The sequence below is a fragment of the Armatimonadota bacterium genome, from assembly GCA_036504095.1.
Classification (GTDB): domain Bacteria; phylum Armatimonadota; class DTGP01; order JAKQQT01; family JAKQQT01; genus DASXUL01.
Map to the genome: position 1 here is coordinate 1 of DASXVS010000042.1, position 25,762 is coordinate 25,762.

General features: G+C 62.5%; 16 protein-coding genes. 8 read left to right on the plus strand and 8 right to left on the minus strand.

Translation table 11 applies throughout. The annotated features are described in order from the left end of the window. Nucleotides 1-566: 566 nt before the first annotated feature. From VGM51_08485 to VGM51_08500, 4 genes are all read right to left on the minus strand, one after another. Nucleotides 567-968, minus strand: coding sequence for a DUF559 domain-containing protein (locus VGM51_08485; protein HEY3413081.1), 402 nt, complete (start codon nucleotides 966-968; stop codon nucleotides 567-569). Nucleotides 969-1,073: 105 nt separating this feature from the next. Beyond that, entirely contained in the window at nucleotides 1,074-1,766 is a 693-nt protein-coding gene (locus VGM51_08490; GenBank protein HEY3413082.1) for a hypothetical protein, read from the minus strand. 158 nt (nucleotides 1,767-1,924) lie between these two features. Beyond that, the gene (locus VGM51_08495; protein HEY3413083.1) at nucleotides 1,925-3,385 is read right to left on the minus strand and encodes a right-handed parallel beta-helix repeat-containing protein; all 1,461 of its coding nucleotides are present in this window, start codon (nucleotides 3,383-3,385) and stop codon (nucleotides 1,925-1,927) included. Nucleotides 3,386-3,805: 420 nt separating this feature from the next. Beyond that, nucleotides 3,806-4,891 carry an IS481 family transposase gene (locus VGM51_08500; protein HEY3413084.1) on the minus strand — a complete coding sequence of 362 codons (1,086 nt, stop codon included), beginning with the start codon at nucleotides 4,889-4,891 and terminating at the stop codon, nucleotides 3,806-3,808. A 287-nt stretch (nucleotides 4,892-5,178) separates the two neighbouring features. Between VGM51_08500 and VGM51_08505 the strand changes: the two genes are divergently transcribed. Beyond that, nucleotides 5,179-6,015, plus strand: a complete 837-nt coding sequence (locus VGM51_08505; protein HEY3413085.1) for a hypothetical protein — start codon at nucleotides 5,179-5,181, stop codon at nucleotides 6,013-6,015. A gap of 198 nt (nucleotides 6,016-6,213) precedes the next feature. Here VGM51_08505 and VGM51_08510 read toward each other — a convergent pair whose 3' ends face one another. Together VGM51_08510 and VGM51_08515 are read right to left on the minus strand one after the other, a co-directional pair. After that, nucleotides 6,214-7,569, minus strand: coding sequence for a terminase family protein (locus tag VGM51_08510; protein HEY3413086.1), 1,356 nt, complete (start codon nucleotides 7,567-7,569; stop codon nucleotides 6,214-6,216). Between the two features lie 132 nt (nucleotides 7,570-7,701). Beyond that, nucleotides 7,702-10,758, minus strand: a complete 3,057-nt coding sequence (locus tag VGM51_08515; protein HEY3413087.1) for a sugar-binding protein — start codon at nucleotides 10,756-10,758, stop codon at nucleotides 7,702-7,704. A 308-nt stretch (nucleotides 10,759-11,066) separates the two neighbouring features. On the opposite strand from VGM51_08515, the gene mutS reads away from it, so the two are divergent. The 7 genes from mutS to VGM51_08550 all read left to right on the plus strand — a co-directional run bounded on the left by mutS (nucleotide 11,067) and on the right by VGM51_08550 (nucleotide 20,453). After that, on the plus strand, nucleotides 11,067-13,643 hold the full coding sequence (gene mutS, locus VGM51_08520; protein ID HEY3413088.1) for a DNA mismatch repair protein MutS: 2,577 nt from the start codon (nucleotides 11,067-11,069) through the stop codon (nucleotides 13,641-13,643). Between the two features lie 120 nt (nucleotides 13,644-13,763). Continuing rightward, entirely contained in the window at nucleotides 13,764-14,912 is a 1,149-nt protein-coding gene (locus VGM51_08525) for a Fic family protein (GenBank protein HEY3413089.1), read from the plus strand. Between the two features lie 158 nt (nucleotides 14,913-15,070). Then, nucleotides 15,071-16,207, plus strand: coding sequence for a hypothetical protein (locus VGM51_08530; GenBank protein ID HEY3413090.1), 1,137 nt, complete (start codon nucleotides 15,071-15,073; stop codon nucleotides 16,205-16,207). 38 nt (nucleotides 16,208-16,245) lie between these two features. Continuing rightward, on the plus strand, nucleotides 16,246-16,380 hold the full coding sequence (locus tag VGM51_08535) for a hypothetical protein (GenBank protein ID HEY3413091.1): 135 nt from the start codon (nucleotides 16,246-16,248) through the stop codon (nucleotides 16,378-16,380). Beyond that, nucleotides 16,377-18,584, plus strand: a complete 2,208-nt coding sequence (locus tag VGM51_08540; protein HEY3413092.1) for a hypothetical protein — start codon at nucleotides 16,377-16,379, stop codon at nucleotides 18,582-18,584. The genes VGM51_08535 and VGM51_08540 overlap by 4 nt, the downstream gene beginning before the upstream one ends. Before the next feature lie 194 nt (nucleotides 18,585-18,778). Next, nucleotides 18,779-19,030: a type II toxin-antitoxin system Phd/YefM family antitoxin gene (locus VGM51_08545; GenBank protein HEY3413093.1), complete on the plus strand. Its 252-nt coding sequence runs from the start codon at nucleotides 18,779-18,781 to the stop codon at nucleotides 19,028-19,030. 331 nt (nucleotides 19,031-19,361) lie between these two features. Then, entirely contained in the window at nucleotides 19,362-20,453 is a 1,092-nt protein-coding gene (locus tag VGM51_08550) for a glycoside hydrolase family 43 protein (GenBank protein ID HEY3413094.1), read from the plus strand. 86 nt (nucleotides 20,454-20,539) lie between these two features. Here the strand turns inward: VGM51_08550 and VGM51_08555 are convergent, their stop codons facing one another. Continuing rightward, the gene (locus VGM51_08555) at nucleotides 20,540-22,441 is read right to left on the minus strand and encodes a hypothetical protein (protein ID HEY3413095.1); all 1,902 of its coding nucleotides are present in this window, start codon (nucleotides 22,439-22,441) and stop codon (nucleotides 20,540-20,542) included. Nucleotides 22,442-22,669: 228 nt separating this feature from the next. Next, nucleotides 22,670-25,735, minus strand: coding sequence for a glycoside hydrolase family 38 C-terminal domain-containing protein (locus tag VGM51_08560; GenBank protein ID HEY3413096.1), 3,066 nt, complete (start codon nucleotides 25,733-25,735; stop codon nucleotides 22,670-22,672). Nucleotides 25,736-25,762: the final 27 nt, after the last annotated feature.

The window sequence follows — 25,762 nt, forward strand, 5'->3', positions numbered from 1 at the left end:
CACGAATGGGTGGAGATTCGCCCTGAACTACACGATGATGCAATCTATTTCGCAAACGTCCGCATCGCCGCTCTCGCTGAGGCCCGGGTGTAAACCATCTGTTGTCAGAAACTGTAAAGGATCTCTTGACATCGGACAATACTGGGGGACCAAACGGGGAGGGTTCGGGGGTAGCGCGGGCGCCTCGCCTGTATCCGGACCTATCCCGGCTCGCTAAGGCTCGCCACCCCTCCCTGAAGGGAGGGGCACCGGCCGCCGGACTCGCTAGCGCGGGCGCCTCGCCCGCATCCCGTGGCGCCGGCCTCCGTGCCGGCGGACGGTCTCACGGTAGGGCCGGCGTCCTCGCCGGTTTTCGGGAGTGGTCAACCCTCGTCGCGAGGGGACGTGCCCTTGGATTGTGCTACGCTGTCAGGTCAATCGCCGCGTGGAGCCCTCACCCCGGCCCTCTCCCCGAGGGAGAGGGAGCACGTTTGTGAGCTACGCCACCTTCACGGTTTGAGCGGAAGCCCATTCCGATTCCCCCTCGCCCGCAGGGAGAGGGGGTTAGGGGGTGAGGGCTCCGGGACTTAGCGGTCCAGATCAGCGGCGATCTTGGCAAGCACACTCTCAATCTCGCCGCACACCTCATCATTCGTTACGCGCAAAACCCGAAATCCGTGCGACACCGCCCACTCATCTCGCACGGAATCGCGCTCAGTCTGTAGCGCGTGGATGCCGCCATCAACTTCAATGATCAGATTGTATGCGTGGCAATAGAAATCCGCGATGAACGGACCAACGTTGTGTTGCCGGCGGAACTTCGCGCCACCAAGTCGCCGACCGCCAAGGCGTTCCCAGAGCATATCCTCAGCGGGCGTCTGAACGTGCCGCAACTCCCTCGCTCGCTCAAGAAGCGGGTCCGGAATAGTGCGGGCACGGCCGGCCAGGATTGAAATGTCATCGTTCTCGGGCACGGTGGAAGTCCTCACCCGGCCCTCTCCCCGAGGGAGAGGGAGCACGTCTTTCACCTACGCCACTTTCGCGGTTTCAGTGCAAGCCCAGTCCGGTTCCCCCTCGCCCGTAGGGAGAGGGGGTTAGGGGGTGAGGGCTCCGCGGGCGTCGCGTTTAGCCTTCCACGCCGCGTGCGCATCCAACGGCGCTTTGAAAAGGCGGTTGAAATCATCGATTACGTCCGGCTTGATGTCACCCAATATCCATTCACAATCCTTGAGGTGACCTTGGAAGACGTTTACAACCTCTAACACCTCCTCATAGCACGCCTCGACCTCTGCCATTGAAATCCACACAGCAGTGACGCTCTGGCGATCACCGACTCCTTGCAGGTCGGAGTGAGCGAGGACCTTGTTTCGAATGCGGCGTATTCGCCCTGCTAGATTGTGCTCCTTGATCCACTTCTTCTTGTCTTCGACTACTTCGATCACTGATTCGCGGGTCGGAGCGTGGACGAAAACCTCGGGATTTTGCGCTACCAAGTCCAGGAGTGCGGAAAGGCTGGCATGATCATGGCGGCGATCACGGGGATCAAAGATGCGCGCAAGCGCCATGATCGCCTCATGTCTACAGCTAATCACGACGGACTGCAGCAGCCAGCTGTGGCCGTCCAAACGGTCTTCATTAACGGCTTCTGTGACCACTTGCCATGTGGATAGCGCCGCCCAACCTCCGATCAGGTTGTCCCAAATCACCCTGAAGCGCTGATCAATATCCTCCCTTCGCAGTGAGATACTCTCTGCACTTTTCATCTCGACAGAAACCTCACTTGCCACGCTGCCTCACCTCACATCTCCACGCTCCACTGCCCGGCGTCCACCTTTGCCGCGGGTGCCAGCTTCGTGCCCTTGATAACCGATAGGCTGGCGAAATGAAACCCATAGCGCGTCAGCAACTGGTCCATTTCTCGGAACTGGACGCGCGGGGACGTTTCTCATGACGGGTCGAGGCCCGTGGCCCGGCGGACTATCCACACGACATCGAACATATCAATGGTATCTGCGGATGCTCCGCCACGGTCCGCATTCAGGTGCGCAAAGTCCGAAGGAGTGACGTAGGAAAGGCCACCCATAGATGCCAGGGCTGATTCTCCATCGTGAAGAGTGTAGGCGTCAATAGTACCACTCTCGAACGCACCCATATCCACGTGTGCGCCGACAATGCGGGGGCGGCCTTCCGCATCACGCTGTCCCGCAGTTACGAGGGTATCATCACCCGCGTCGATGCACGGCGAGCCGGAAGTCAGGTGGAAGTCGCCGCCCGTTCGGCTTACGAACCGCGGATCCTGAGAAATATTGCCGTTGGTACCGGTCGGGTCGGGGATGTTTCTGAAGTCGTCCGGGCTGCTGCCGTAAACGTCGTTGTGCGACAACATTACCTTGCCACCGTTCAAGTAGATCCCAGTGGAGTTGAAGGCAACAATAGAGTTGGTCACGGACGCCGTGCCACCGCTTTCCACGTAGACACCCGAGCCGATGGTGTTACCGCTGATGGTGCAGTTGGTCAGGGTAGCCATTCCGCTCACGAAGGCAGCAGTGGAGTTACCGCTTAAGGTGCAGTTGGCAATAGTCGCCGTGCCACCAACGCGGGCTCCCGTGGTGTTGCCACTGATGGCGCTGTTGGAGACGTTCGCTGTGCCTCCAGATGTGAAGATGCCAGTGGTGTTTGAGGTGACTACACAGTTGGTCATTGTCACAGTGCCACTGAACACGTCGATGCCAGTTCCATTATTGCTGACAGTGCAGTCTGTGATGGTCGCCGTGCCGTGGACGCCATAGTAGTTGCCGCTAATGGTGCAGTTTGTGATGGTCGCCGTGCCACCGTAATCCACGTAGACCCCAGAGCCATTGGTGTTACCGCTGATGGTGCAGTCGGTGATGGTCGCCGTGCCACCAGGCACAAAGATGCCGGTACCGTTACCTTGGATGGTGCAATTGGTGATGGTCGTCGTGCTGTTTACACGTATGGCATTTCCGCCATTGCGGACGGTAAAGCCATCCACAACAGCGCCCTTGACGGAAGACGAAACCACGTTGGACGTTGTGTTGTTGCCGTCCAGTATGGTGACGTTTGCCTTCACGTCACGCTGCCCTCTGTCAGTCTCCGTCCCGGCGAATCCGCCGTAGAGTCCCACGTCCGTGGGAAGGGTAATGGACTCCACGTATGCGGGCGAGGCTGGCTCAGACTTGGCCACCCATACGTCGTCCCCACCGTAACCCGCGTTCAATGCTTCCTGGACAGTGAGGAATGCAGTAGACCAGGCGGTTCCATCGTGCGTTGGTCCTGCCGCGTTGGCGTTCACATAAAGGACCGCCGACGTGGACGCGCCGGCAACGAGGGAGAGGTGATAGCCTGCCAGCAGCAGGCGAATAGATGCGCGATAGATGCGTGCCATCCGTTTTGACCTTCTAAGGGAAACGATGGCTGTCCCAGCGGGCGCCTTTGCGGGTGGGGCAAGCCGATGAGTGCGTGTGCCAACCTGTTGGTTGGTTGCCATCTGGAGTATATCGCGCATGGTAGACAGCTTGCGAATGCGGTTCGCCCCGTACCGCCTCGCCGCCCGTCCGCGCCATATCAGGTCGAGACCCTTCGCAGGCTCAGGGTGACGTAAGGGTCGGGTTCGCCCAATGCTTGTTTGGTCTTCCTCCGCGAGACCTCCCCGTACGGGTCCTCCGCGTTGTTGACGATGAGATTCTTCGCTGCGCTCAGAATGACATGTTGGGTCGCCCGCGCTACGCCTGCAACCCTCCCCCTTTGGTCCCCCAGCATTTGTCCGATGTCAAGAGATCCTTTACAGTTTCTGACAACAGATGGTTTACACCCGGGCCTCAGCGAGAGCGGCGATGCGGACGTTTGCGAAATAGATTGCATCATCGTGTAGTTCAGGGCGAATCTCCACCCATTCGTGGATCAGACCTTTGCCAGCCCGGTAGAGATGGCCCTTGTAGGTAACAGTTCCATTCTGCTCGACCTTGCGGGTCACAGCGCCCTCTGGTATCACATGGGCCGGCAGCTTGTTTGGGCGTTGCTTGAAACTGCTTTCGTAGACGACCCCCGGAACGCGCATCCCCAACGCCTCGTGGGGCCGGACCCAGTTGTAGCCATATTGGTACTCGACGAGTATCCTCTGTGCCATCTCCACATTGGCCTGGTCTAGTTTGTCACCGAGTTCCAGTTTCAGGGTCTCGTGGAACCGTTCCACCTTTCCCTGCGTTTGCGGGTGGCGCACCCGACCGTGCAACGTGCGTATCCCCAGTAGCCACAGGTTCGCCTCGAAACGGGTGGGGCCCTTCGACTGCCAGTCGTTGAACCCGTCCCCATTATCCGAAAGGATGCTGTCGGGCAAACCCACCTCGCCGAACAGGTTCCACAGCGCTTCGAACACCGTTTCCGTTGTCTTGTGCGGCAGTGCTGCAAGCAGCAACAGGAACCGCGAATGATCGTCCAAAACGCTCAACGGCCAGTAACGGTAACGCCGCGGCACCCCCTTGTAGTCCAATTGCCACAACTCGTTGCACCGATCACGCTCGAAGCGTTGGTCCCCTTGCGATAGTCTGACTTGACGGCCAACCAGGCCGTTGCGCTTCAGTATCCGGTCCACCGTTCGAACGCACACGGGTGCCGTGGAATCACGCCACAACGTGACGTGCAACTTCTTCGCCCCCCACGCCCGGTGCTTCTCCTTCTCGGCCAGCACTATCTCCTCGACGCTCAAAGGCGATACACGAGCGATTGCGTGTGGCCGCCGCGAACGTTCCGTCAACTCGGCGATCCCTTCCTCCCGCGCTCGATTCACCCACAGATACGCCGTTGTACGGCTGACGCCAGACTGGCGGGCGGCTTCCGATACGCTGATGCCACCCTCCAGCACCAGGCTCGCCAATCGTTTCCGTGACTGCATAAGCGATTGCTCCTGAAATGGCATCCCACACCTCCCGAGCGAAGTGTAAAGGATGTCTTGTCAGAAACTGTCCACCATCTATTGTCATCAGACACATTGGGGGGTAGGGGGGCTCCGGGACGACCATGCGATGTCGGCGAGGACGCCGACACTACCGGATTGGACGATGGACGATAGAAGATGGAAGTTGGATGGGAGTCCGGCTGCTGTCTCCCGCCTCCTGTCTCCTCCAAAAAAACTTCAGACAAAACCGCCTCCTCGCGGGCTAGTAAGTAGGAGGCATTCAAATGGCTACTAACCCTGCACGGTCCGAGGGGGACGGTATGATACGCGGCAAAGGACCGCGGGAGATCGCCGTTGCGAGCCGCGGCGATTGGCCCCCTTATGGCGAGGGGAGCGCGGCCTGGCCGGTGTGGCCGTCCATGTCGAGCATCACGCGGCTGCGGGTGATGAGCTATCTCTGCCAGCACGTTCCCGCCGGTTCCCCGGCCATCGCACGGGACCTGGGGATAGCGCCGACGACGGTGCGGTCCGTTTTGTGGGGCCTGAAGTCCACGTGGGCCGTCAGCGTGTGCGCGAGGCCAGCGAAGCGGAGGCGGCCGAAGTCATCGGCCGGCAACATTAAGTACCTGGACTGGCAGGCCACCGATACCGGGCGCAAATGGCTGTGGCGCTACGGTTGGGTCACGCGGCGCATCGGGTGGGACCTGGAGTGGCAGACGGCCGGCTACGAGGGGCGGCTGGATGTGATGCCTTACGACGTCTTGCACGACCACGCCGAACCCTCCCTGCTGCGTCCCACACCGCTGGCCATCATGCATTACCTCACGCGGTGCCCTCCGGAGCAAACCCCGACCCTTGCAGAGCACTGCGGGTTCAGCTACTTCTCCGTGCACGCGCTCCTGCAAAAGTGGTGGCGGCTCGGCTGGGTGGAAAAGACGCAGAACGCCGTGGAGCCGCGCAGCTACTTCGCGCCGGACTTCGTGACGGAAGCCCCGCGCTGGCTCCTCACGGAACGCGGAAAGCAGGCAGTGGAGCGCCACACCGCCGCGCTCCGATGGGCCAGCCAGACCGCCGGTTACACCCCACCGCCGGACGACCCGTTCCTGAACGATGAATTATGAGCGAGGAACGATGAATGCACTCCGCCCTCCCCGTCTCCCCCTTCCCGCCGCGCGTAGCGCGGGAATCGGGAAGGGGGCCGGGGGGTTAGGTCCGGAAGCGTCGGGCTCGGAGGCCCAACCTCCCGTTTCTGGCAGAATCTCGAATCCTCTGCGCTCCTCAGCGTCCTCTGCGCCCTCTGCGGTAGATCGGGATGATTTTCAGGAAAGCACCTTGACGTTGATCAACGCCGGGCCGCACTTCGTCGCTTGCAGCGCCAGGGCCAGCGCCCAGAGCTTGTCCGCGTGGGCCCCGTCCTTCACCGGCGCGTCATAGCACGGTATGCCGGACTCGCGCACGGTCCGGCGGAGCGATTGGATCTGGTCCATCAGGCTGCGGTTCCGCGGGATGGTCAGCGTGCCGCGCTCCAGGTCCCGCTTCAGGGCGGACGCCATCCGCTCCTTGCCGGCGGCGGTGAAAGTCACGGGTACCACGCGTTCCGGGCACTGCGCCATGATGCGTTCGCCCAGCTCGCAGCCGATGCCGGTGGCGTCGATGCACGCCATCTTCACGCCCGGCACCGCCAGGCAATCCATGATCGCGTTTTCCTGCTGCTCAAAGGTGGCGTTGACCATCGTGCGGATGCAGCACACGGTATGGCGGTCGCGTTCCTCGCGGAGGACCACGATCTCGGTGGCGTTGGCCACGCGGCCCACGTCTACTCCCACGAACAGCCGGCCCGGAACGGCGGCCAGGGCCGCCCAGGTGCCGGCCAGCGGGATGTCGTTCGCGTTCGCCTCGATCAGCGGCCACGAGATGAACGCGTCGTTGCTGTCCACGAAGCGCAGTTCGTATTCCTGCTGGAACGCCTCCAGGTCCAGCGTCTCGCGGATCGCGATGAGGACGTCGGTGCCGTAGACGCCAACGCGGCGGTCCGTATCGGCGTCCGGGTCCTGCCGGGCCGCCTCGACGTCGTTGCACAGCCACGGGGCGTCCCACCATGGCACGACGTGCTGGGAGTAGTGGGCGGCGATGAGCGGGTCAGACGTCACGCGGAAAAAGGCGCCGATGTCCCCGTTCGGGGTGGACGCGGCGGTGATGCGTCCTCCGTGGGTGATCACGGGGATCGCCCCGGTATACAGGCGCTGGGAGTTTGGGTAGAACGCCATCTCGTCCAGGTAGATGTTGGCGCCGGAGCGGCCCCGCGGCGAGCGGCAGGGAAACGAGAGGAGTCGCCCGCGGTTCGCGAAGCGTATCTCGCGGACGCCGGAGAGGGTAAGGCGCGGACGCATCCGCGCGGGCAGGCTTTCGTACAGGTCCATGGCGTAGAGGATCTTCTCCGCCGCCTCCTCGCGGTTGAGGCTCACGAAGATGCTGAAGCGCCCGTAAGCCACGGCCTCGGCCAGCGCCTCCAGCGCGAACAGCCAGGAGAACCCCGTCTGCCGGGCCTTCAGAACGGCGCGGAACCGGCTGCGGTCCGCCAGAAAACGCTGCTGATAGTCGGTGAGTGTGTACCCGGACGAACGGACGGCGGACGCGATCACCTCGTCCGCCGTCAAGCCGTTACGCTTCGCCATGATTTTGGCCTCCTACTTACTAGCCCGCGAGGAAGCCCTTTTGTCTGAAGTTTTTTTCAGCATCCAGCATCCGGCATCCAGCATCCAGGTCCGAAGTCCGGCCTGGATGCTGAATGCTGGATGCTGCCCCCCTCACAGCCCGTGGGCTATGCGGTTCACCTTGACGGCGTCTTTCATGTCCACAACGCCGTCACCATTGACGTCCGCGCTCGGGAAGGCGATTCCCGGCACGGTTGAGGTTGTGAGTCCGCCCGCCAACTGCGTGGCCAGAATCACGTCCTTGGAGTCTACAACGCCGTCCTGGTTGATGTCGCCAAGCAGCGGCGGGCCACCCAGCAGAATGGCGGAAGTCCAGGTGTTCGGGGTGGTTTCCGCGCCCGGCAATCCGGTGAGACTCATCAGGGTATCGGTACCCGGCGCGCTGGAGTCATTGTCCCGCCCTTGCAGGTTGAACCCGATCACGCCTCCAATCGCCGGTGTATAACTCCACGCGTTCGGCTGCTTCCACGGCAGCGATCCCTCGATGGCATACCCGCCTGCCAGGCGCACGAATTTGATGACGTTCAAAACGCCTTTCAGGGCATCCCTGCTCTGTGGCGAATTGGCGATGGCGGTATAATCCACGGTGCCGGCGGCCGGCGGGTCGGCGGAAATCCTCACATCGAAGTCACTGTCCGTGTAGGATGTTCCCCCATTGTGCTGGTGGTCGGAGAGGCTCAGGAACATCTGGAGCCCGTCTCGCCCGAGCAGATCGGTGGGATCTACTGGCGAAGCCGGCAGCGAGACCACGTCGTCCGCCACGAACGCGGCGAAATACAGGTTGTCTGTATCCCACTTCAGTTTCACCTGCGCCGAGTAATCGGCCAGGCCGCTCCAGTGGCCGGGCAGCAGGTCCTGCACCGCCTGGTTGAGGTTGATGATGGGCGCGCCATTCCATTCGGCAGCGGTGATGTTGCCGTCGATGGTGATGGGCGTCGTTGTGTGGAAGATGGGTATCTGGCCCGTGAGGACCACGTTGAACGGGTTGCTGTCCACGGCCTCTTCCGGATCATCGCTGGGCGTCGCGGTAAGCACGTAACCCACACCGGCCTTTGTGACCGAGAACTGGTTGAAGGTGACCCTGCCTCCGGAAACCTGCCCGGTAGTCGTCCCGGTCAGGGTGGCGCCGTCCGACCCGGTACCGGGCTTGATCGACAGGGAGACGGAACCCGTCATGTCTGTGATGAGGTTGCCGTCCGGGTCACGGGCCGAGATAACGGCCCCACCGGGCAGCGCACCGCCAACCACGGCCGTACCCAGGATAACGTCCCAATGCCACTTGGAACCCTTCCGAACGTAAGGCCTATAGCACACGGTAACCTCGCAGGTCCTGCAGTTAACGTCGGTGAATTCATAACGTACACAGAATGAAAGGCTGTCCGCACACGGCCAGCCGGGTATCGGTGGGAACTGGATGTTCATGGGGAATGCCTGCCCCGCGCCGAGGTTCACGCCGGCCGGCGCTACAGACTTCCAGACCATTGCGTGAGCGTTGACCAGCGGGATGCTGGCGTTGAAGCCAGGACTCGCGCCCCAGCCGATGAGGTAGCTGTTCACCGGGCCGGCTGTGCCGCAGGTGACCGGGGTAAACGTCCGATTCGTGGTGACCACCGTACCCACGACACGAATGATGGGGCCAAGTCCCGCGAGAACGCTGAGGGTTGGCGCGAAAGTGGCCGAACCGCCTGGGCCTAGCGTGAAGGTGCTTGGCGTTGCCGTCAGCATTACGCCGTCGCAGCAGGGTTTCGGCGTAATGTCACACGGCTGGATTCCGATCTCCTTTGTGATCGGCGGACACGCCGGCCCCATGGAGATCGTCACTGTCACAACGCCGCCACCGGTCGGATTCCAGTTGATGGTCACGCAAGGGCCGTTGTTCGGTCCCACGATGGTCCCGTTGGTAACAGACCACAGGTACGTGGCGCCCGGCGGCGGTGGCGTCACGCAATAGACGCCTTGCTGGCAGGTTGTGGGAGGCCCGGTAATGGTGAACACTGGTGTGGGGCACGGCGTCCAGCACTTGGTGACGGTGTTGGAGGTGTAGACGACGCCAGTGGCATCCGTCCACGTGGCGACGATATAGTCGCACCCGGGGCCCTTCGTGTCCGGATACGTCCAGGATGCCACGCCGCCGACGTTGGTGTTGCCGGTTCCGGTGGCGCCGGTATTAGGGCCTGCGATTACGGTGAACGTCACGACCGTGTTGACCGGCGGAATGGGTGTGATCGTGGCGCTGACGGTGTGATTCGTTCCCACCGGGTTGGTCGCGGTTTTGGGTCCAAGCTGAATATTCGTGATGACATCAACTTTGTCGCCGGTGACGATGATGTAGGGCAGGCCGTGGGTCCCGTCCGTGGCGCTGTACACGTTGGTCAGGTTTTGGCCGATGGCGAACACGTAGAAGTTGGCCGGCCAGGAGTCGAACCCTTCGTGCATCGAGCAGCCCCATCCGGAGAGATTGGCGTCCAACAGCAGCGGCACAGGCGGCAGGCCGACGCTTGGTCCCGTGAGACCAGGTGCGGTCGCTACGATGTGTGCGTTGTTGTAACACCCAAGCTGGCCGTGAATCATGAAAGTGCCGAACTGGTCCATCAACGGCAGGGGTTGTGGCGTGACGGGCGCGGCGTCGTAGTAGCAGCTCAGTGAAACGAAGGCACCGGTTTTTGCGGGGTTGTTTGCCGCGAAGTAGATGCCGCGGCGTTTCAGGTCTGTTCCCCTGTCCTTCAAGCCGGGAAGTGTTTCGGTGTGCAGGGCTTCATCGGTGCCTGTGATGAGGATGTTGCCTGTAACGGCTGGCGACCAGACTGTCCGGTTGGCCAACGCGGCCGTTATAGGGCCGGTACCACCAACGCAGAGCGGGTCGCCCAGGATGATGGCCCGGAAGGTCGCAAAATTGGCGGTGGTCATGCTGCCCCACGTAGTGGCGTTGTTCAGCACAACATCGAAGCCGAGGTTGAGCGCTTCCACCGCTTCCTGGCTTGTCGCGCCGCCATAGACGGTGTCGTCAAGGATTATGACGGAATTACCGGCAACGGGGGCGTTGACCAGGTTTGTGTAGGTGGTGTTGGCGCCAGATGGCGCGGCAAGGGCGCCGGCCAGGCCGGCCACAAGGAATGAGACACGGAGCCACACCGGAATGATGCACCTCATATGAAAAGATCCTTTCGGGTTGCACCCCTAAGATTGCAACCATGCGAGCGCGGTAAGCGCGCCGACGATTCATTAACCGAATTACGGTCAGTCATTAGCAAATGACCGCTGTAACAACTTAACAAACAGCTTGCCCTGAGGTTCCTTTACATGTGGATTTGAGACCGCTGGAATGACGGTGAATCGGAGGGGCCCAGCCCGCCAGCGCGGCCGTGGTGATTCTACGGTCTTGAGGCGATGTAGGGAACCCCCGCGCCCTCCGCGTTGAATTCGGGCAATGCCATCCTCCGCGTTGAAATCGTTCTAAAATGGGGTTCGTGGAACACGCCCCCAAACTCACCCCGATGATGGCGCAGTACAACGCCGTCAAGGCCCAGTACCCGGACGCCCTCGTGATGATGCGCATGGGCGATTTCTACGAGATGATCGGCGAGGACGCCGAGCGTGCAGCGCCGGTCCTCGAGATCACGCTGACGAGCCGCCCTGTCTCCAAGAGCGACCGCGTCCCCCTCTGCGGCGTGCCCTACCACGCAGCCGATCGCTATATCGCGAAACTCATCGCCGCCGGTTTCCGGGTGGCTATCGCCGACCAGTTGGAGGATCCCAAGAAGGCGAAGGGCATCGTCAAACGCGGCGTTACGAGGGTCGTCACGCCCGGCACGGTGGTCGAGGACTCGCTGCTCCCCGGCAAGGCCAACAATTTCCTCGTGGCGGTCGCACAGGGCGGCGACAACTTCGGGCTGGCCGTGGCCGATGTCAGCACCGGGGAGTTCGCCGTGACGGAACTGCGCGGCTCCGATCCGCGCAGGGCTCTGCTGGACGAACTGACACGGCTCCAGCCGGCGGAAACGCTGCTCCTGCACGATTTCCTGATCGAGGAGGACGTGAGGGCGGTCGTGAAGGGCCGCCTGGAGGCCTTCGAATCGAAAGCCGACATCCGCTCGCCGCACCAGATCCTGTGCGAGCATTTCGGCGTCGCCAGCCTGCGCGGGTTCGGCTGCGAAGACCTGCCGCTGGCCCAGCAGGCGGCTGTGGCCGTGCTGGACTACCTGGAGGGCAACCACCTCTCCGCAAAGCACCACCTGAACGGCCTCTCGACCTACAGCACGGACCACTTCCTGTTCCTGGACGCCACCGCCCGCCGCAACCTGGAGCTCACCAGCACGCAGTGGACCGCCACCGGCGCCAGCCTGCTCCAGACGCTGGATCGGACCGCCACGCCGGGCGGCGTCCGCCTGCTGCGCCAGTGGATCGAGCACCCGCTTCTGGACGTGGATACGATCCACGCGCGCCAGGACGCCGTCGCCGAGTTCCACGCCTCCACGATCCTCCGCCACGATGCCGGCGCCGCGCTGAAAGGCATCGCGGACCTCCCGCGCCTCGTCAGCCGCGCCGCCACGGGCGCGTCCAACCCGCGCGATATGGCAGCCATGAACGCCTCTCTGGAACGCATTCCGGAGTTGGCCAGAGCGCTTACATCGTGCGAGTCGTCGCTCCTGGTGGTGCTTCGCGAGGCGCTGGACCCGTGCGACGACCTGCGGAGCCTCTTGAGCGCGGCCATCGTGGACGATCCGCCGCTCAAGATGCAGGACGGCGGGTACATCCGCGCCGGCTTCAATGCCGACCTCGACCACCTGCGCGATCTGGCCGCCAACGGCCGCCAGTACATCGCGAACCTGGAGGCGCAGGAGCGCGAGCGGACGGGCATCAAGACGCTCAAGATCGGCTACAACAGCGTATTTGGTTACTACCTGGAGGTCTCTCGCTCGCAGGTTAACGGCGTGCCGGACGACTGGATCCGCAAGCAGACCACGGCGAACGGCGAGCGCTACGTGACGCCGCAGTTGAAGGAGTTCGAGCACGAGGTCCTCGGAGCGGACGAGAGGATTTCGGCGCTGGAGTCGGAGCTATTCAAGGCGGTCCGGGACGCGGTGGCGGACCAGTCGGTACGGCTGCTCGCCCTTGCCGCTGCGCTGGCCCAGGTGGACGCGCTGCTCGGGTTGGCGAAGGCCGCCGTTGAGAACCGCTACACGCGGCCGGAGGTCAACGCGGACGACGCCATCCGGATAACGGCCGGCCGGCACCCGGTGGTGGAGCGGTCGCAGTCCGACGCGTTTATCCCCAACGACTGCGTGCTGAACAGCGAGGAACGCCTCATTGTCCTCACCGGACCTAACATGAGCGGCAAGAGCACGTGGCTGCGGCAGGTCGCTCTCATCGTGCTGATGGCGCAGATGGGGTCGTTCGTGCCGGCGGACAGCGCGACGATCGGCGTGGTGGACCGCATCTTCACCCGCATCGGCGCTCATGACGACCTTTCGAGCGGACAAAGCACGTTCATGGTCGAGATGACCGAGACTGCCAACATTCTGTCCAACGCCACGGAGCGCAGCCTCGTCATCCTGGACGAGATCGGGCGTGGAACGAGCACTTACGACGGCCTGAGCATCGCCTGGGCGGTGGTGGAGCACCTCGCCGGCGTTGGGTGCAAAACCCTGTTCGCAACCCACTACCACCACCTGAACGACCTGGAGAAGCAGCAGGATGGCATCCGCAACTACCGCATCGCCGTTCGGGAGGACGGCCACCGCATCCTCTGGCTCCGCAAGATCATCCGCGGCGGCACGGACAAGAGCTACGGCATCCAGGTCGCGCGCCTGGCCGGCCTGCCGGACACAGTCATCGCCCGCGCCACCGAGGTGCTGGACCAACTGGAAGGCGACGGCAACCCGCCGGCGAAGGTAGACAAGGTGGAGCACTTGCAGTTGACGCTCTTTGACGCCCAGCAGACGCCTATGGAGAAGGAACTGAAGGCCCTGGACGTGAACGTCCTCAGCCCCATCGAAGCGCTGAACCTCCTGCACAAGTGGAAGGGGGAGAGGTAGCACCATGGTAATTCTGAAAGGTTTCTTTCAGGATGCCCCAAGTTTTGAAAAGATTCCCGCGTATTCTTTCAGAATGCGCTACCATGCAAGCGGCGGCATTGTCGCGGAAGGGAATCCCCAGTGAACCCAACTGAGTTTCACAGCACAGAAGCTGGTACAGTGACTCTCACTCGCGAGGGTTACCATGCCTTTCTGCCAGCCCCCCTGCCACCAAAGCTCCGTTACGATGACGCCCTCGTGCTAGCGCTGTCCAAAGCGGACACTGCACTGAGCGAACTTGCGGGTGTCGGACGAACTCTGCCAAATCCCCACCTTTTCATCATGCCCTACGTTCTCCGCGAGGCGGTTCTCTCCACTCGCATCGAGGGAACGCAAGCCGGGGTTTCCGACTTCCTGCTTGATGAGGTGGGGGAAAAGACTTCCACACAGCCGGCAGACAGGCAGGAGGTACAAAACTACATTCAGGCGATGGAGTATGGATGCAAGCGCCTAAGCGATCTGCCGCTCTCCAGGCGACTGGTATGCGAGATACACGCGCATCTGCTAAATGGCGTACGCGGAAAACACAGCACACCGGGCGAAGTTCGTCGATCACAAAACTGGATTGGAGGCACATCACCGGCTGACGCGGTTTACGTTCCTCCGCCAATCTACGAAATGGACAATGCTCTCACCCTTTGGGAATCGTACCTGCACGAACGTGACAAGTATCCACCACTTATCCAGTGCGCGCTGATGCACGAGCACTTCGAGTCGATACATCCGTTCCTCGATGGCAACGGACGCATTGGCCGCCTCCTGATCACGTTGTTCCTGATCGAGCGAGGCCGGCTGACTCGACCGATGCTTTATCTGTCTGCTTACATCGAGGCTACAAAGGGCCAGTATTACGATTGTCTGCAGCGCATCCGCACTCATGGCGACTGGCGATCGTGGTTGCTCTACTTCCTTGGAGGCGTGACGCAGGCCGCAGCCGATGCCGCACGCCAGGCCGGCCATCTTATGGACCTGTGGCGGGACTACGAGTACAGGCTACGTAACGAGCCCAGGGCCCATGTCTTGCTCCCACCTCTCTTCGCCAACCCTTATATGACAGTTGCCCGTGCTGAGAAGATTCTGCGGGTATCGACGCCAACCGCTAGAAAAGCTGTACTCGCGCTGGAAGCACATGGCATGCTCGAAAACGTTCCTCAAAGCCCCTGGCGCAGGTTGTACATGGCGCGTCCGATTCTCGATTCGTTCGAGCCAGCAGAGGTGTCTGGAGCCTGATCAGGGGTCTCCTTGCGCCACACTGTGATGCACTCGTTGGGGGCCGCGGAGTCGCCGATGGAGAAAGAACTCGAAGCGCTGGACGTTAACGTACTATCGCCCCCCGAAGCGCTGAACCTCTTGTACCAATGGAAAGGCGAGGATGGTAAACGATGATCATGAAACTGAACTCACTGACTCTGGTTGTCCTCAGTGCCGCGATTATGGGATGCGTGCCCGCTGCGCGCGCGATGGACAGGCCCACGAAGCCGAAGGAGACCAAGCAAATGCGCCGAGGATTCACGATCCCCAGGGTCTGGGTGCGCCGGGGCCTCGTGCTGCCGCGGCAGGAAGGGGAAGGCAACAGCGTCAGCGGCGATCCGTGCATCGTCTGGGACGAGGCCATCAACGGATGGCGGATGGTCCTGTTTCACGATCCTCCCGGCCATGCGCAGGCCGTCTGCTTGAATCGCGATGACCTTGGCCCCGGAAACTGGAAACTCGAGGGTCCCCTGCCGGTGGCGAATCCGGAGGCGGTGGGCGGTTTCCACAAGCCGTTCTTCGTGATGGACCCGGACCACCCCAACCAGGCGGCGAAGATCGACGGCCGCTATTGCCTGCTGGTCGTCAGCTTCAAAGACGGGCACAAACAGGTCCAGCGAGCGTGGTCCGAGAAGCTCGCCGGGCCGTGGACGTTCGAACGCGAGGCCATCATCCCGACAGGCGCCGGGGATGCGTTCGATGCAAAGCACACGGACGCGGTCACTGGCTACTATTTCCCCAAGCGCAAGGAGTTCCTTTACTTCTACATGGGATATCCGGCCAAAGCGCAGCCGAGGAAGATCAGCCCGTACGGCTCGGCACAGGCCGTCGCCACGCAGAAGCTAGGCGACAAGGTGGCGACGAAGCGCGGCGTGATCCTCGCGCCTTCCCAGCAAACCGGGCATTGGGCTTCGGGCTGGGTTGGCGGCCTCCAGTTGCTGCGTGGAGCGCAGCACCGCTGGGTAGCCGTCGTCAACGCGTCGCCCACCGCGCCCGATCCCGGCAACAAGGCTGAGTGGAACGAGGAACCCGCACCGAGCCTGGGCGGCTTCGCCTGGTGCGATGAGGAATGGCCGGTGAAAGGCTGGCACTTTGCTCCGGCGCCCATCGAGTGGGTCAAAGACATTCCCAGGGATGCGCTTGATGCCGGCGAAGGATACAACCTGTGGCGGCAGTTCATCCACGTCTTGCCAGACGGGCGGGCCGCCCTTTTCTACAACAGCGGCTATTACGGTCGCGAGCAATTGTACATGAAGTTGAGTCAGAGGCCGTGACCGGTACGCCCCGGGCCGGTGTGCAAAACGCGGAGCATATGCTGCAGATCTTTTTCGAAGCCGTCGAATCGCCGATGGAAAGAGTACTGAAAGCCCTGGACGTGAACGTCCTGAGCCTCACTGAGACGCTGAAACTGCTGCACAAATGGAATCGCGAGGCGGGTAAACGATGATCAAACTGAACTCACGCACCCTGGTCGTGCTCTGCGCCGCGAGCATCGGATGCGCGCCGGCATTGGCCGGCGCCTGGCCGTTCCAGCCGGCGGCGGATACGTTCGATCCGAATGCCCTCCTGGATCTGCACTCGCTGAATGAGAAGACCGCCGGGCAGTCCGGCTTCGTCCGCCGGAGCCCGGACGGGCACGGATTCGTCCTGGGCAACGGAAAACCCGTCCGTTTCTGGGCGGTCACGGATTATGTCCAGCGCCTCCCCGGCGCGACGGACCTCGAACACCACGCCCGGTGGCTAGCGAAGCGTGGCGTGAACATGGTGCGCTTCCACGGGCAGCTAACACCCAAGGGCGAAGCCACGAAGATCACGGACGCCAACCGCGAGGAGATAGACCAGTGCTGGAAGCTCGTGGCCGCCATGAGGAAGCACGGCATTTACACCACCATCTCCCCGTACTGGGCTTTCGGCTACGGCAACATCCCGGCGTCCTGGGGCGTGCCGGGCGATGCGGGCCAGAGCCCGGCCGCCCTTCTCTTCTGGGACAAGACTCTCCAGAACGGCTACAAAGCGTGGATGCGGGCGCTCCTCTCACCCCCCAACCCCTACACCGGCATCCCGCTTGCGAAGGACCCGGCCGCGGCCATCATCCAGCTCCAGAACGAGGACAGCATGCTGTTCTGGACGATGCAGGGCGTGAAGGGGGAACAACTCCGCGCCATCGAGCGGCGGTTCGGAGAGTGGTTGGCCCGACGGTACGGCTCCCTGGAAGCGGCGAAATCCGCGTGGGGCAGCGCCACCCATCCGGACGATGACGCGGCGGACCGTCGCGCCGGCCTGTTCATCGTGTGGGAGTTCACGCAGCCGCAGCAGGGCGGCAAGGCGAAGCGCCTCGCGGACCAGCTCCATTTCTACGCCGACACAATGCGGACTTTTGACTCCGAGATGGCGCGCTTCCTGCGTCAGGACCTCGGCTGCCGGCAGCTCATCAACGCCGGGAACTGGAAGACGGCGGACGACGTGAAGCTCAATGATGTCGAGCGGTACGTCTACACCCAAAACGACGTCATCGCCGTCAACCGGTACTTCGGCGGCATCCACATCGGCCCGCACGACGGCTGGGCGGTCGAGGTGGGCGATCACTTCACGAACGCGTCTGCTCTGCTAAGGCCGCTGGAGATGCCGATGAACCTGAAACAGGTGGTCGGCTATCCGAGCCTCATCACGGAGAGCGAGTGGGTGGCGCCATCTCTCTACCAGTCGGAAGGCCCCTTCCTTACCGCCGCGTACCAGTCGCTAACCGGGGTGGACGCGTTTTACTGGTTCAGCGATGGAGACAGCGCGGAGTGGCGGCAGCCGGATGGACCCTGGGCGGTGAAATGGGCGATCAACACGCCGATGCAGCTCGGTCAGTTCCCGGCGGCGGCGCTGCTGTACCGCAAAGGGTATCTGAAGCGGGGGGCAACGACGGTCCACGAGGAACGCGCGCTGGAGGACCTCTGGCAGCGGCGAACCCCGATCATCGCGGAGGCCAGCGGGTTTGATCCGAACCGGGACGCGGGCGACATCGCGCCGCGATCCGGCGTCAGAACCGGCGTGGACGCGCTCGCGTTTCTGGTCGGGCCTGTTGAAGTGACGTACGGGGGTGACCCGGCGAAGAGCCGGGTGATCGATCTGAAGCCGTATATCAGGAAGGACCGAAAGACCGTGGTCAGCGATACCGGGGAGATCCGGTTGAACTACGGAGTCGGGCTTTGCGTGCTGAATGCGCCCCGCGCCCAGGGCGCAGCGGGTTTCCTTCGCAAGGCGGGGCCGATCGGCCTTTCGGACGTGCGGATCACCTCGGGCAATGAGTACGCCAGTATGCTTGCCGTATCCATGGACGGTAAACCCCTCCGCTCATCCGGCCGGGTGCTGGTGCAAGTGGGGACCACCGCGCGGCCCGCAGGCTGGGAAGACCGCGAAGCCGACTTCTCCAGTACCGACGGCAAGACGGCCTACCATGGCCGCCAGGTCGTCGCCTTCGGCCATCCACCCTACGAGATCGAGCAAACCGACATCACTTTCACCCTGAGGAATCCACGGATAAAGGACGTCGTCGTGCTCGACGCTAACGGGAACGCGGCCGGAGATGTGCCGACGGTGCGGCACGGCGCCAAAATCACCGTCAAGCTCCCAGCCAACGCGATGTACGTGGTCTTGCGCTGAGACACCCGAGAACCGATGGACGGGCAAATAAGGTGCTCGGAGGTGAACTGCCGAGCCGCATCGAGGCTCTGAACCTGCTGCACGAGTGGAAGAATGGGAGAGCTGTTAACCAGCCGGTGGGTCGGCGTTCACAGGATATGTCGCCGATGGTAACATGTGTACACAAGGCAACTTGTTTACACTAGGAGGGACCAATGTCAACCATGACGTGCCGGCAGCTGAGGACGGATCTCGCGGACACACTCAATCGTGTGGCATATGCGGGTGAGCGTTTCGTTATCGAGCGCCATGGGAAGCCGGTGGCGGCCATCGTGTCCGTAGAGGACCTTGCCGAGATAGAAGCGCGGGAGGATGCAGAGGATATCGCGGATCTGAGAGCTTCCATCGCCGAAACGCAGGAAGTGGGCACCGTGCCATTTCGTGGCCTGCTTGCCTCGAAACCCTAGCCATTCCCTGCCGCGTGCGATGCAGGAGCGGCTTGAACCCCATATCCTGGCAATTGAGGGAGACCCTCGACCTCACGGATGCCGAAAGCTCTCCGCGCCGCTTGAAGGGTACCGGATTTGGGGGGGCGACTACCGGGTCGTCTATCAGGTAGATGATGCCGCACGCATCGTGTTCATCCACAAGATCGCCCCGCGTGACGGCGTTTGCACGTGAACTCAGTTGAATCGCTGAACTGAATCGCCGAGCCTCCCGCGGAGACAGAGTTCTTTCGAAATGCGGCAGAGACGGACTGTTGGCGCCGTGAAACGGCTATATGAAAAGGCAAACATAATGAGAATTTCGATTACGAAGAACCCCCTGAACAGAACCGGGGAGCGGATCACTCTCGCGGCGGTACTGTCGCTCGCCTGGGCGCTGCCGTCCATGGCTCAGCCACAGGCCGCTTCGGTGAACAAGGACGTTCAGAAGTCGCCGCGGAACACGGCGGGTGCGACTAAAGATGCGAAGGGTGCGGTCACGTCGGGCAATCCGTTGTTCCCGGGGTGGTATGCCGATCCCGAGGTCGCGGTGTTCAAGAAGCAGTACTGGATCTATCCGACCTACTCGGCGCCGTATGACCAGCAGACCCACCTGGATGCCTTTTCCTCCAAGGACCTGGTTACCTGGACGAAGCACCCAAGCATCATCGATACGAACGCCGTGACATGGGCCCGGCGGGCCATGTGGGCGCCCGCCATCATCGCAAAGGGCGGCAAGTACTACCTGTTCTTCAGCGCCAACGACATTCAAAACGACGATCAGATCGGCGGCATCGGCGTGGCGGTCTCGAAGTCTCCGGGCGGGCCCTTCAAGGATTATCTGGGCAAGCCCTTGCTGGGCAGAATCATCAACAGGGCGCAGCCGATCGACCAGTTTGTGTTCCGTGACAGAGACGGCACGTACTATATGATCTACGGAGGCTGGGGGCGGTGCAACATCACCAGACTCAAGGACGATTTTACTGGCCTCGTTCCCTTTGCCGACGGCGCCACCTTCAAGGAGATCACGCCCAGAGGCTACGTGGAAGGCCCAGACATGTTCGTGCGCAAGGGGAAGTACTACTTCATGTGGTCGGAGGGCGGATGGGGCGGCCCCAACTACCGTGTGGCGTATGCCATCGCCGATTCGCCACTCGGGCCTTTCGAGCGCATCGGCACGATTCTGCAGCAGGACCCCGCTGTCGCCACGGGCGCCGGCCACAACTCGGTGCTGCAGGTTCCCGGCACGGACGACTGGTATATCGTCTATCACCGAAGGCCGCTGGGCGAAACGGACGGCAACCACCGCGTCACCTGCATCGACAAGATGTTCTTCGATGAAAGGGGTTTTATCCTGCCGGTCAAGATCACGAATACCGGGGTCGCGAAGCAGACCGTCAAGTAGAGCGATGCTCCCTTCATTCAGATCGATCGGAGGCCGGATACACCGTATCCGGCCCCCAATCTCAAGCGTCTCACATCGAACCTGCCTCAGCGAACGTTCACCAGGACCTCGATGAGGCCTGCGTCAGCGCCGTCAAACGGGGCGAGAGCCTTCCCGATGATGCTTCCGGCCGGCGGGTTGGAACCGGCTTTCATCGCGACGCCGGGACGCGTCGATGTCACCAGCAGGTCGCCACGGCGGATCGATCCGTTGCCTGCGCACACTTTGGTGGGGATGACGCCGATAACGCCGAGGGGCACAAGGTCGGACTGGTCCTCATCGACGTCGCGTTCGGTGAGAAGCACCCCCGGCTTCTTGGCAACCACTCCGGCCACGCGCGTTGAATACGCTTCGGCGCACTTCTCCATCGTGCGGTCGGTTCGCTCCGATATGACGAGAACGTCACCCGGCTCATAGGCGGCGCGGCTGCCTTCCACGGCGAAGTCCTCGGCGACGTCCGCTCCGCTGTACTGCGCTCCGCCGTTGAAGAAACCCCTGCCGTTGTTGTCGATGCGAGCCTCGTTGGCGCCGTTCGTTTGGAAGACGGCGAGGTTGCGCAGGGTGGTGGTGCTGGTTCCCACTCCGGTGTGGTTGACGTACAGCGCGTTGCCTGTGGCGCTTGTGACGGCTTCCAGCGCATTGGCCGCGCTGACCGCATTGATAACCTCAAATCGCCCCCCCGCGCCCGTACCGCCGGCGGACCCTCCGGTACCTAGAACGCCGGGCCCTGACTTTGTGGTGAACCCCCTGACGCCGGAGCCCAGCCCGTCGTTGCGGCCGACAACGGAACCGGATAAATCGCACAAGGTCATGCCAACTATTCCCTCGCCCTTGAGATTCTTCCCGATCAGGCCGGCGCCGCTCATCGCACTCGTTGAACCGTACAAGGCAGTTCCGTCCGTTGAGACGCTGTAGACGCCGTATCCCGACGCTGCGGAGACGTTGAGGCCGGTTCCGCTTCCGTTTTGCGTGAGGACGAGTGCGGTCGCGGTCGACCCCGCCGGCACTGTGAGCTGGGCGGGTGTTCCGGTATTGGAAGTGGCGGAGAGAGCGATGCCGGAATCGGTAGCGATGCTGAGGCCGCGCCCAATTCCGGCGTGCGTGATCGTTACGGCATCCGCCGGTGATCCAGCGGGTGAAACAAATTGTCCAGCGGACCCGGTGGAGGAAGTGGCGTAGACGCCGGTCCCGGTTGACGATATGCCCTGAAGCCCGCTGTTAGAGGTGCTTTGTCCGAATACCCCTACTCCCTGAGGGGTGCTACCATAGACGCCATAGCCACCGTTGGCGAAGCCGTACACACCCCAGCCGGATCCGGCGTAGGAGCCATACACGCCAATTCCGAGGCCGCTTGTTCCATAATTGATCCCGCGAACCGCGGCCGAGAAAACTCCGGTCGACGGGGAGGAGACAATTCCCTGAATCGCCGTTGCCGAAGGATCCGTGGAATCTGTTATCCCCAAGATGCCGGGATCCGTCCCGGTGGTGGACGTTCGGCGACCCAGAATGCCCGATCCCGTTCCGGCGTTGCCGATCGCCAGGGCCGCGCCCTGATAAGTGGTTGTGGCGAGCGTTGGCAACGCCAGACCGATCGCGTACGGGACGGATGACAGCGGGAGGCGGGGCGTCATCTCCGCGTCAGGGGGCAGCGCAACGCCCACGAAGTATGGCGAATTGAACGTGACAGACGAGGGGAATGGGGTTGCACTGCCCAACGCCGTGTTAAACACGCCGGCAACGGTCGTTACCGCCTTGGCTTCCGACCACATCGGTGAGCCACCTGAAGGCACCGCATACAAGGACAGCGTTACATTGTAGGTTCCGTTGGCCACCGGAGCACCGGTGGGCTTGGAGAGACGTCCCTCGAAGGGGATCGTTCGAGGCGCCTGGGCGATTGCCATGGTCGCGGCCACGCCCAGCAGCATGCACATAACAGCAGTCGTTCGCACTTCGCACTCCTTTTTGGGATATGCCAGGCAGGCTCCGCGTCTGAATCCGATCCCGCATTTCCCGGCCCGGCCGCTCAGATTACTGAACACGTGACGCAGGCACAAAGACATGATGTTTGTTCCATATCGGTCTTATCAGCGCCCGCATGTACCGCTCGCTCCGCCCAAAAACGCGATGAGCGCCGGACCAGGCTCCTGGTCCGGCGCTCATCGAATCTCGCTCAACGTTTAGAACGTCAGGCGCAGGGTCTTTACCTCGTTGTGGCCGAGCGGGACGGTGACGGCCGTGCCTCCCGACGGGTATTGTGTGAGCGCGTTTTCCATCATGTCCGCGTCCCAGACCGCTTTCGGGGCTTCGGCGAAGATCAACTCGGCCTCTCCGTCCAATCCCGCCGTTTCGAAGAAGCGGAGGATGACGTCGTCGCCGTCCTCGGCCGCCTTGAGCGCGCTGATAACCACATTCGGCTGCGCGATCTCCACGAACGCTGCGCTTCCGGCGCCCGGGCGGGCGATCAACGGATCGTTCAGGCTGTGGGCCTCGCGATAAACCTTCCCCTCAACCCAGCCGCCGGCGTGCGGGTAGAAGCTGTACGTGAACACGTTGACACCGCGGTCGCATTTGGGATCGGGGCTGTTGGGAGAGCGGAGAAGAGTGAGGCGCATCGCATTGCCCTTAATGTCGTGGCCGTGCTTGCAGTCGTTCAGGAGGCTCACGCCGTGGGCATCAACGCTGAGGTCGGCCCATTGAAGCGCGGGGACCTCGAACTGCGCCTTCTCGTGGCTCGTTTCGTTGCCGGTGCTGCGCTCGATGGCGGCGTAAGGGACCTCATAGGTGGCCACCTTCGTCTGGACGTTCGCGGGGAACAGCACCTTGATCATCGTGCGGCTCTCGTGCCAGTCCACACGGTTCACAACGTCCACGCGCTTGGAGCCAGCGGTGAGGATGACGTCCTGGACGAACGTGGACGCGCGCCATTGGCGGGTGGTCCGAACGCGGGCTCGCACCGGGCCGGATTCCAGCACCTCGATGTGAACGGGTCCGGTCAGGTCTTCCCGCTGCGCGGCGAAATCCTTGTCGATCTCCCACGCTTCCCACTTGCCTGGGTTGTCCACAAACGCCTGCAGAAGGTTGCCGGCTTTGCCCGGTTCCACGGCCTCGAAGTCCTGCGCCTTGTCGTAGACACGCGTGAATGTGCCGTTGGGCGCGATCTCCACGCGGAGGTTGGCGTTCTCAATGAAGGTATCGCCCGCCGACAGAGTACCCTCAACGGGTTGGGAACCGGCGGCGACGGTATACGTCGCGACGCCGAGTGCGGGGACGCCTTTCGCGAGGAAAAGGAGCGTCGGGACGCCTGCGTCTTCCACCACCTGGCTCGGGACTGGCCCCGCCGGTCCGGTAACGACGAACGAATCGCCGCTCAGGCCGATCTTCTCCAGCGCGATGGAAGCGACCCCGTCGCGCGCCCAGTTCATCGGATTGGCCACAACGACCGATCCGGCCCCGGAGCCCTTACCCAACGCTTTGAGCGCGGCGTCCAGCAGGGCGCCACCTTCGCCCTGGATCTGCGCGTAATCGGATGCGGCGTCGGCCGCGGCGGCGCCGATGCAAGAGCCCGGCAGGATGTCATGGAACTGGTTGAAAAGCGTGAGCTTCCACAATTCCTTCAACTTGTCGCCCGGATACGGCAGACCGAATCGGCCGGCCAGCACGCTGAACGCCTCGACGTTACGCAGAAGGCGCTCGGCCTCGCGGTTGCCGCGCTTGATGGCGGCCTGGCTGGTGAATGTGCCTCGGTGATACTCCAGATAGAGTTCGCTGTTCCAGACCGGCAGTTCGTGGCCGGCCTTCGCTTCCGATACCATCCCGGCGACGAAATCATGGGCCCGCTCATGCTTCACCGCCGGATAGGGCTTCCGGGCGGCCAGGCTATCGGCGCGGTCCAGCATGTCGCGGGTCGGTCCGCCGCCGTGGTCTCCGATGCCGTAAAGGTGGCAGGTCCGGTTGAAGCCCGTTTCCTTGACCATGTACGCCAGGTCCGAGATCAGTTTGTTCGGCCAGACGTGGCCCACATAATCGGTCGGGAAATACGAGAAGATGCGGCTGTTGTCCGGCGACTCCCACCAGAACGCGCGGTACGGCCAGAGGTTCGTGTCATTCCACGTGAGTTTCTGGGTGAGGAAGGCCGAGATACCGCACTTCTTGTAGACCTGGGGCATCGACCAGTTGTAGCCGAACGAATCCGGGTTCCAGCCGAGCGTGACGTCCTTGCCGAACTTCTCCATGAAGTAGCGCTTGCCGTATACCACCTGGCGGACGAACGATTCGCCGCACGGCAGGTTGCAGTCCGGCTCGACCCACATTCCGCCGACGATCTCCCAGCGACCTTCGTTGACGCGCTGTTTGACCTCCTCGAAAATGTCCGGCCAGAGTTGTTCCACCCACTCGTAGGACTGCGCCTGGCTGTGCGCGAAGATAAAATCGGGATACTCGCGCATGAGGTTGAGCACGCTGCGGAAGGTATCGTGACAGACCTGTTTAGTCTCTTCGCGGTCCCACAGCCACGCCATGTCGATATGGGCGTTCGCGGTGAGCGCGATGGTATAGCGCTTGAACAGGTCGTCGAGGCCGGAGAGCGTCTCGTTGGCGGTTTCTATGCTCTCCAGGAGGCCCGCCGTATTGCCGGACGCGATGGCCGCCCGGTCGATCGCCTCCGCCGCCTGCGTGAGCACATAATCGCCTTTGCCGGTGAGCGCCGTCAGGCGAGTGGACACGTCCACGCTTTCCAGGTGGGCGTTGATCGCCGGCCTCACTCCGTCCACCGCGCCGTACTCAAGGACCGCCGAGTGGAGGCCGATGCCGCGTCCGGAAGTGCCTTCCGACACCTCCGCGCTGTTGCTGCCGGGGCCGGCCACACGGATCGCCACCTCATATGTCTGGCCTGGCCTGGCCCGTTCCACCAGGACAACGCGGCTATTTCCGCGGTGGTACCTTCCGTGATAGCGGCCGTTCACATACACCTCGCCGTAATGGAGGATGTCCAGGATCAGCGTGACAGGCAGGCCCGCGACTGGCCAGCCGTGGTGCTTCTCTGGTGTCACGATGGTCGTACGGTACCATGCGGCGGGCAGGCCGTAAATGTCGTTCGGCAGTTCGACCGGCGCCCATCCCGTTCCGCCTCCGGTCGAGGAAAGGGGATCGTCGGACGGGGTTGCCGACCAACCGGCCACGGGGGTGGCGGCGATATCCGAAAGTACCCGGTGGATCGTCTCCACGAGGGTGGGTTGTTCAGGCACTAGCATACTCCTTAGGCAACAGGGGAC

What these genes read in the sequence shown, in the direction of transcription:
- VGM51_08495 (HEY3413083.1), bottom strand. Translation starts at nt 3,385, where the DNA reads ATGGCACGCATCTATCGCGCATCTATTCGCCTGCTGCTGGCAGGCTAT.
- VGM51_08500 (HEY3413084.1), bottom strand. Translation starts at nt 4,891, where the DNA reads ATGCAGTCACGGAAACGATTGGCGAGCCTGGTGCTGGAGGGTGGCATC.
- VGM51_08505 (HEY3413085.1), top strand. Translation starts at nt 5,179, where the DNA reads ATGGCTACTAACCCTGCACGGTCCGAGGGGGACGGTATGATACGCGGC.
- VGM51_08510 (HEY3413086.1), bottom strand. Translation starts at nt 7,569, where the DNA reads ATGGCGAAGCGTAACGGCTTGACGGCGGACGAGGTGATCGCGTCCGCC.
- VGM51_08515 (HEY3413087.1), bottom strand. Translation starts at nt 10,758, where the DNA reads ATGAGGTGCATCATTCCGGTGTGGCTCCGTGTCTCATTCCTTGTGGCC.
- mutS (HEY3413088.1), top strand. Translation starts at nt 11,067, where the DNA reads ATGGGGTTCGTGGAACACGCCCCCAAACTCACCCCGATGATGGCGCAG.
- VGM51_08530 (HEY3413090.1), top strand. Translation starts at nt 15,071, where the DNA reads ATGAAACTGAACTCACTGACTCTGGTTGTCCTCAGTGCCGCGATTATG.
- VGM51_08535 (HEY3413091.1), top strand. Translation starts at nt 16,246, where the DNA reads ATGCTGCAGATCTTTTTCGAAGCCGTCGAATCGCCGATGGAAAGAGTA.
- VGM51_08540 (HEY3413092.1), top strand. Translation starts at nt 16,377, where the DNA reads ATGATCAAACTGAACTCACGCACCCTGGTCGTGCTCTGCGCCGCGAGC.
- VGM51_08545 (HEY3413093.1), top strand. Translation starts at nt 18,779, where the DNA reads ATGTCAACCATGACGTGCCGGCAGCTGAGGACGGATCTCGCGGACACA.
- VGM51_08550 (HEY3413094.1), top strand. Translation starts at nt 19,362, where the DNA reads ATGAGAATTTCGATTACGAAGAACCCCCTGAACAGAACCGGGGAGCGG.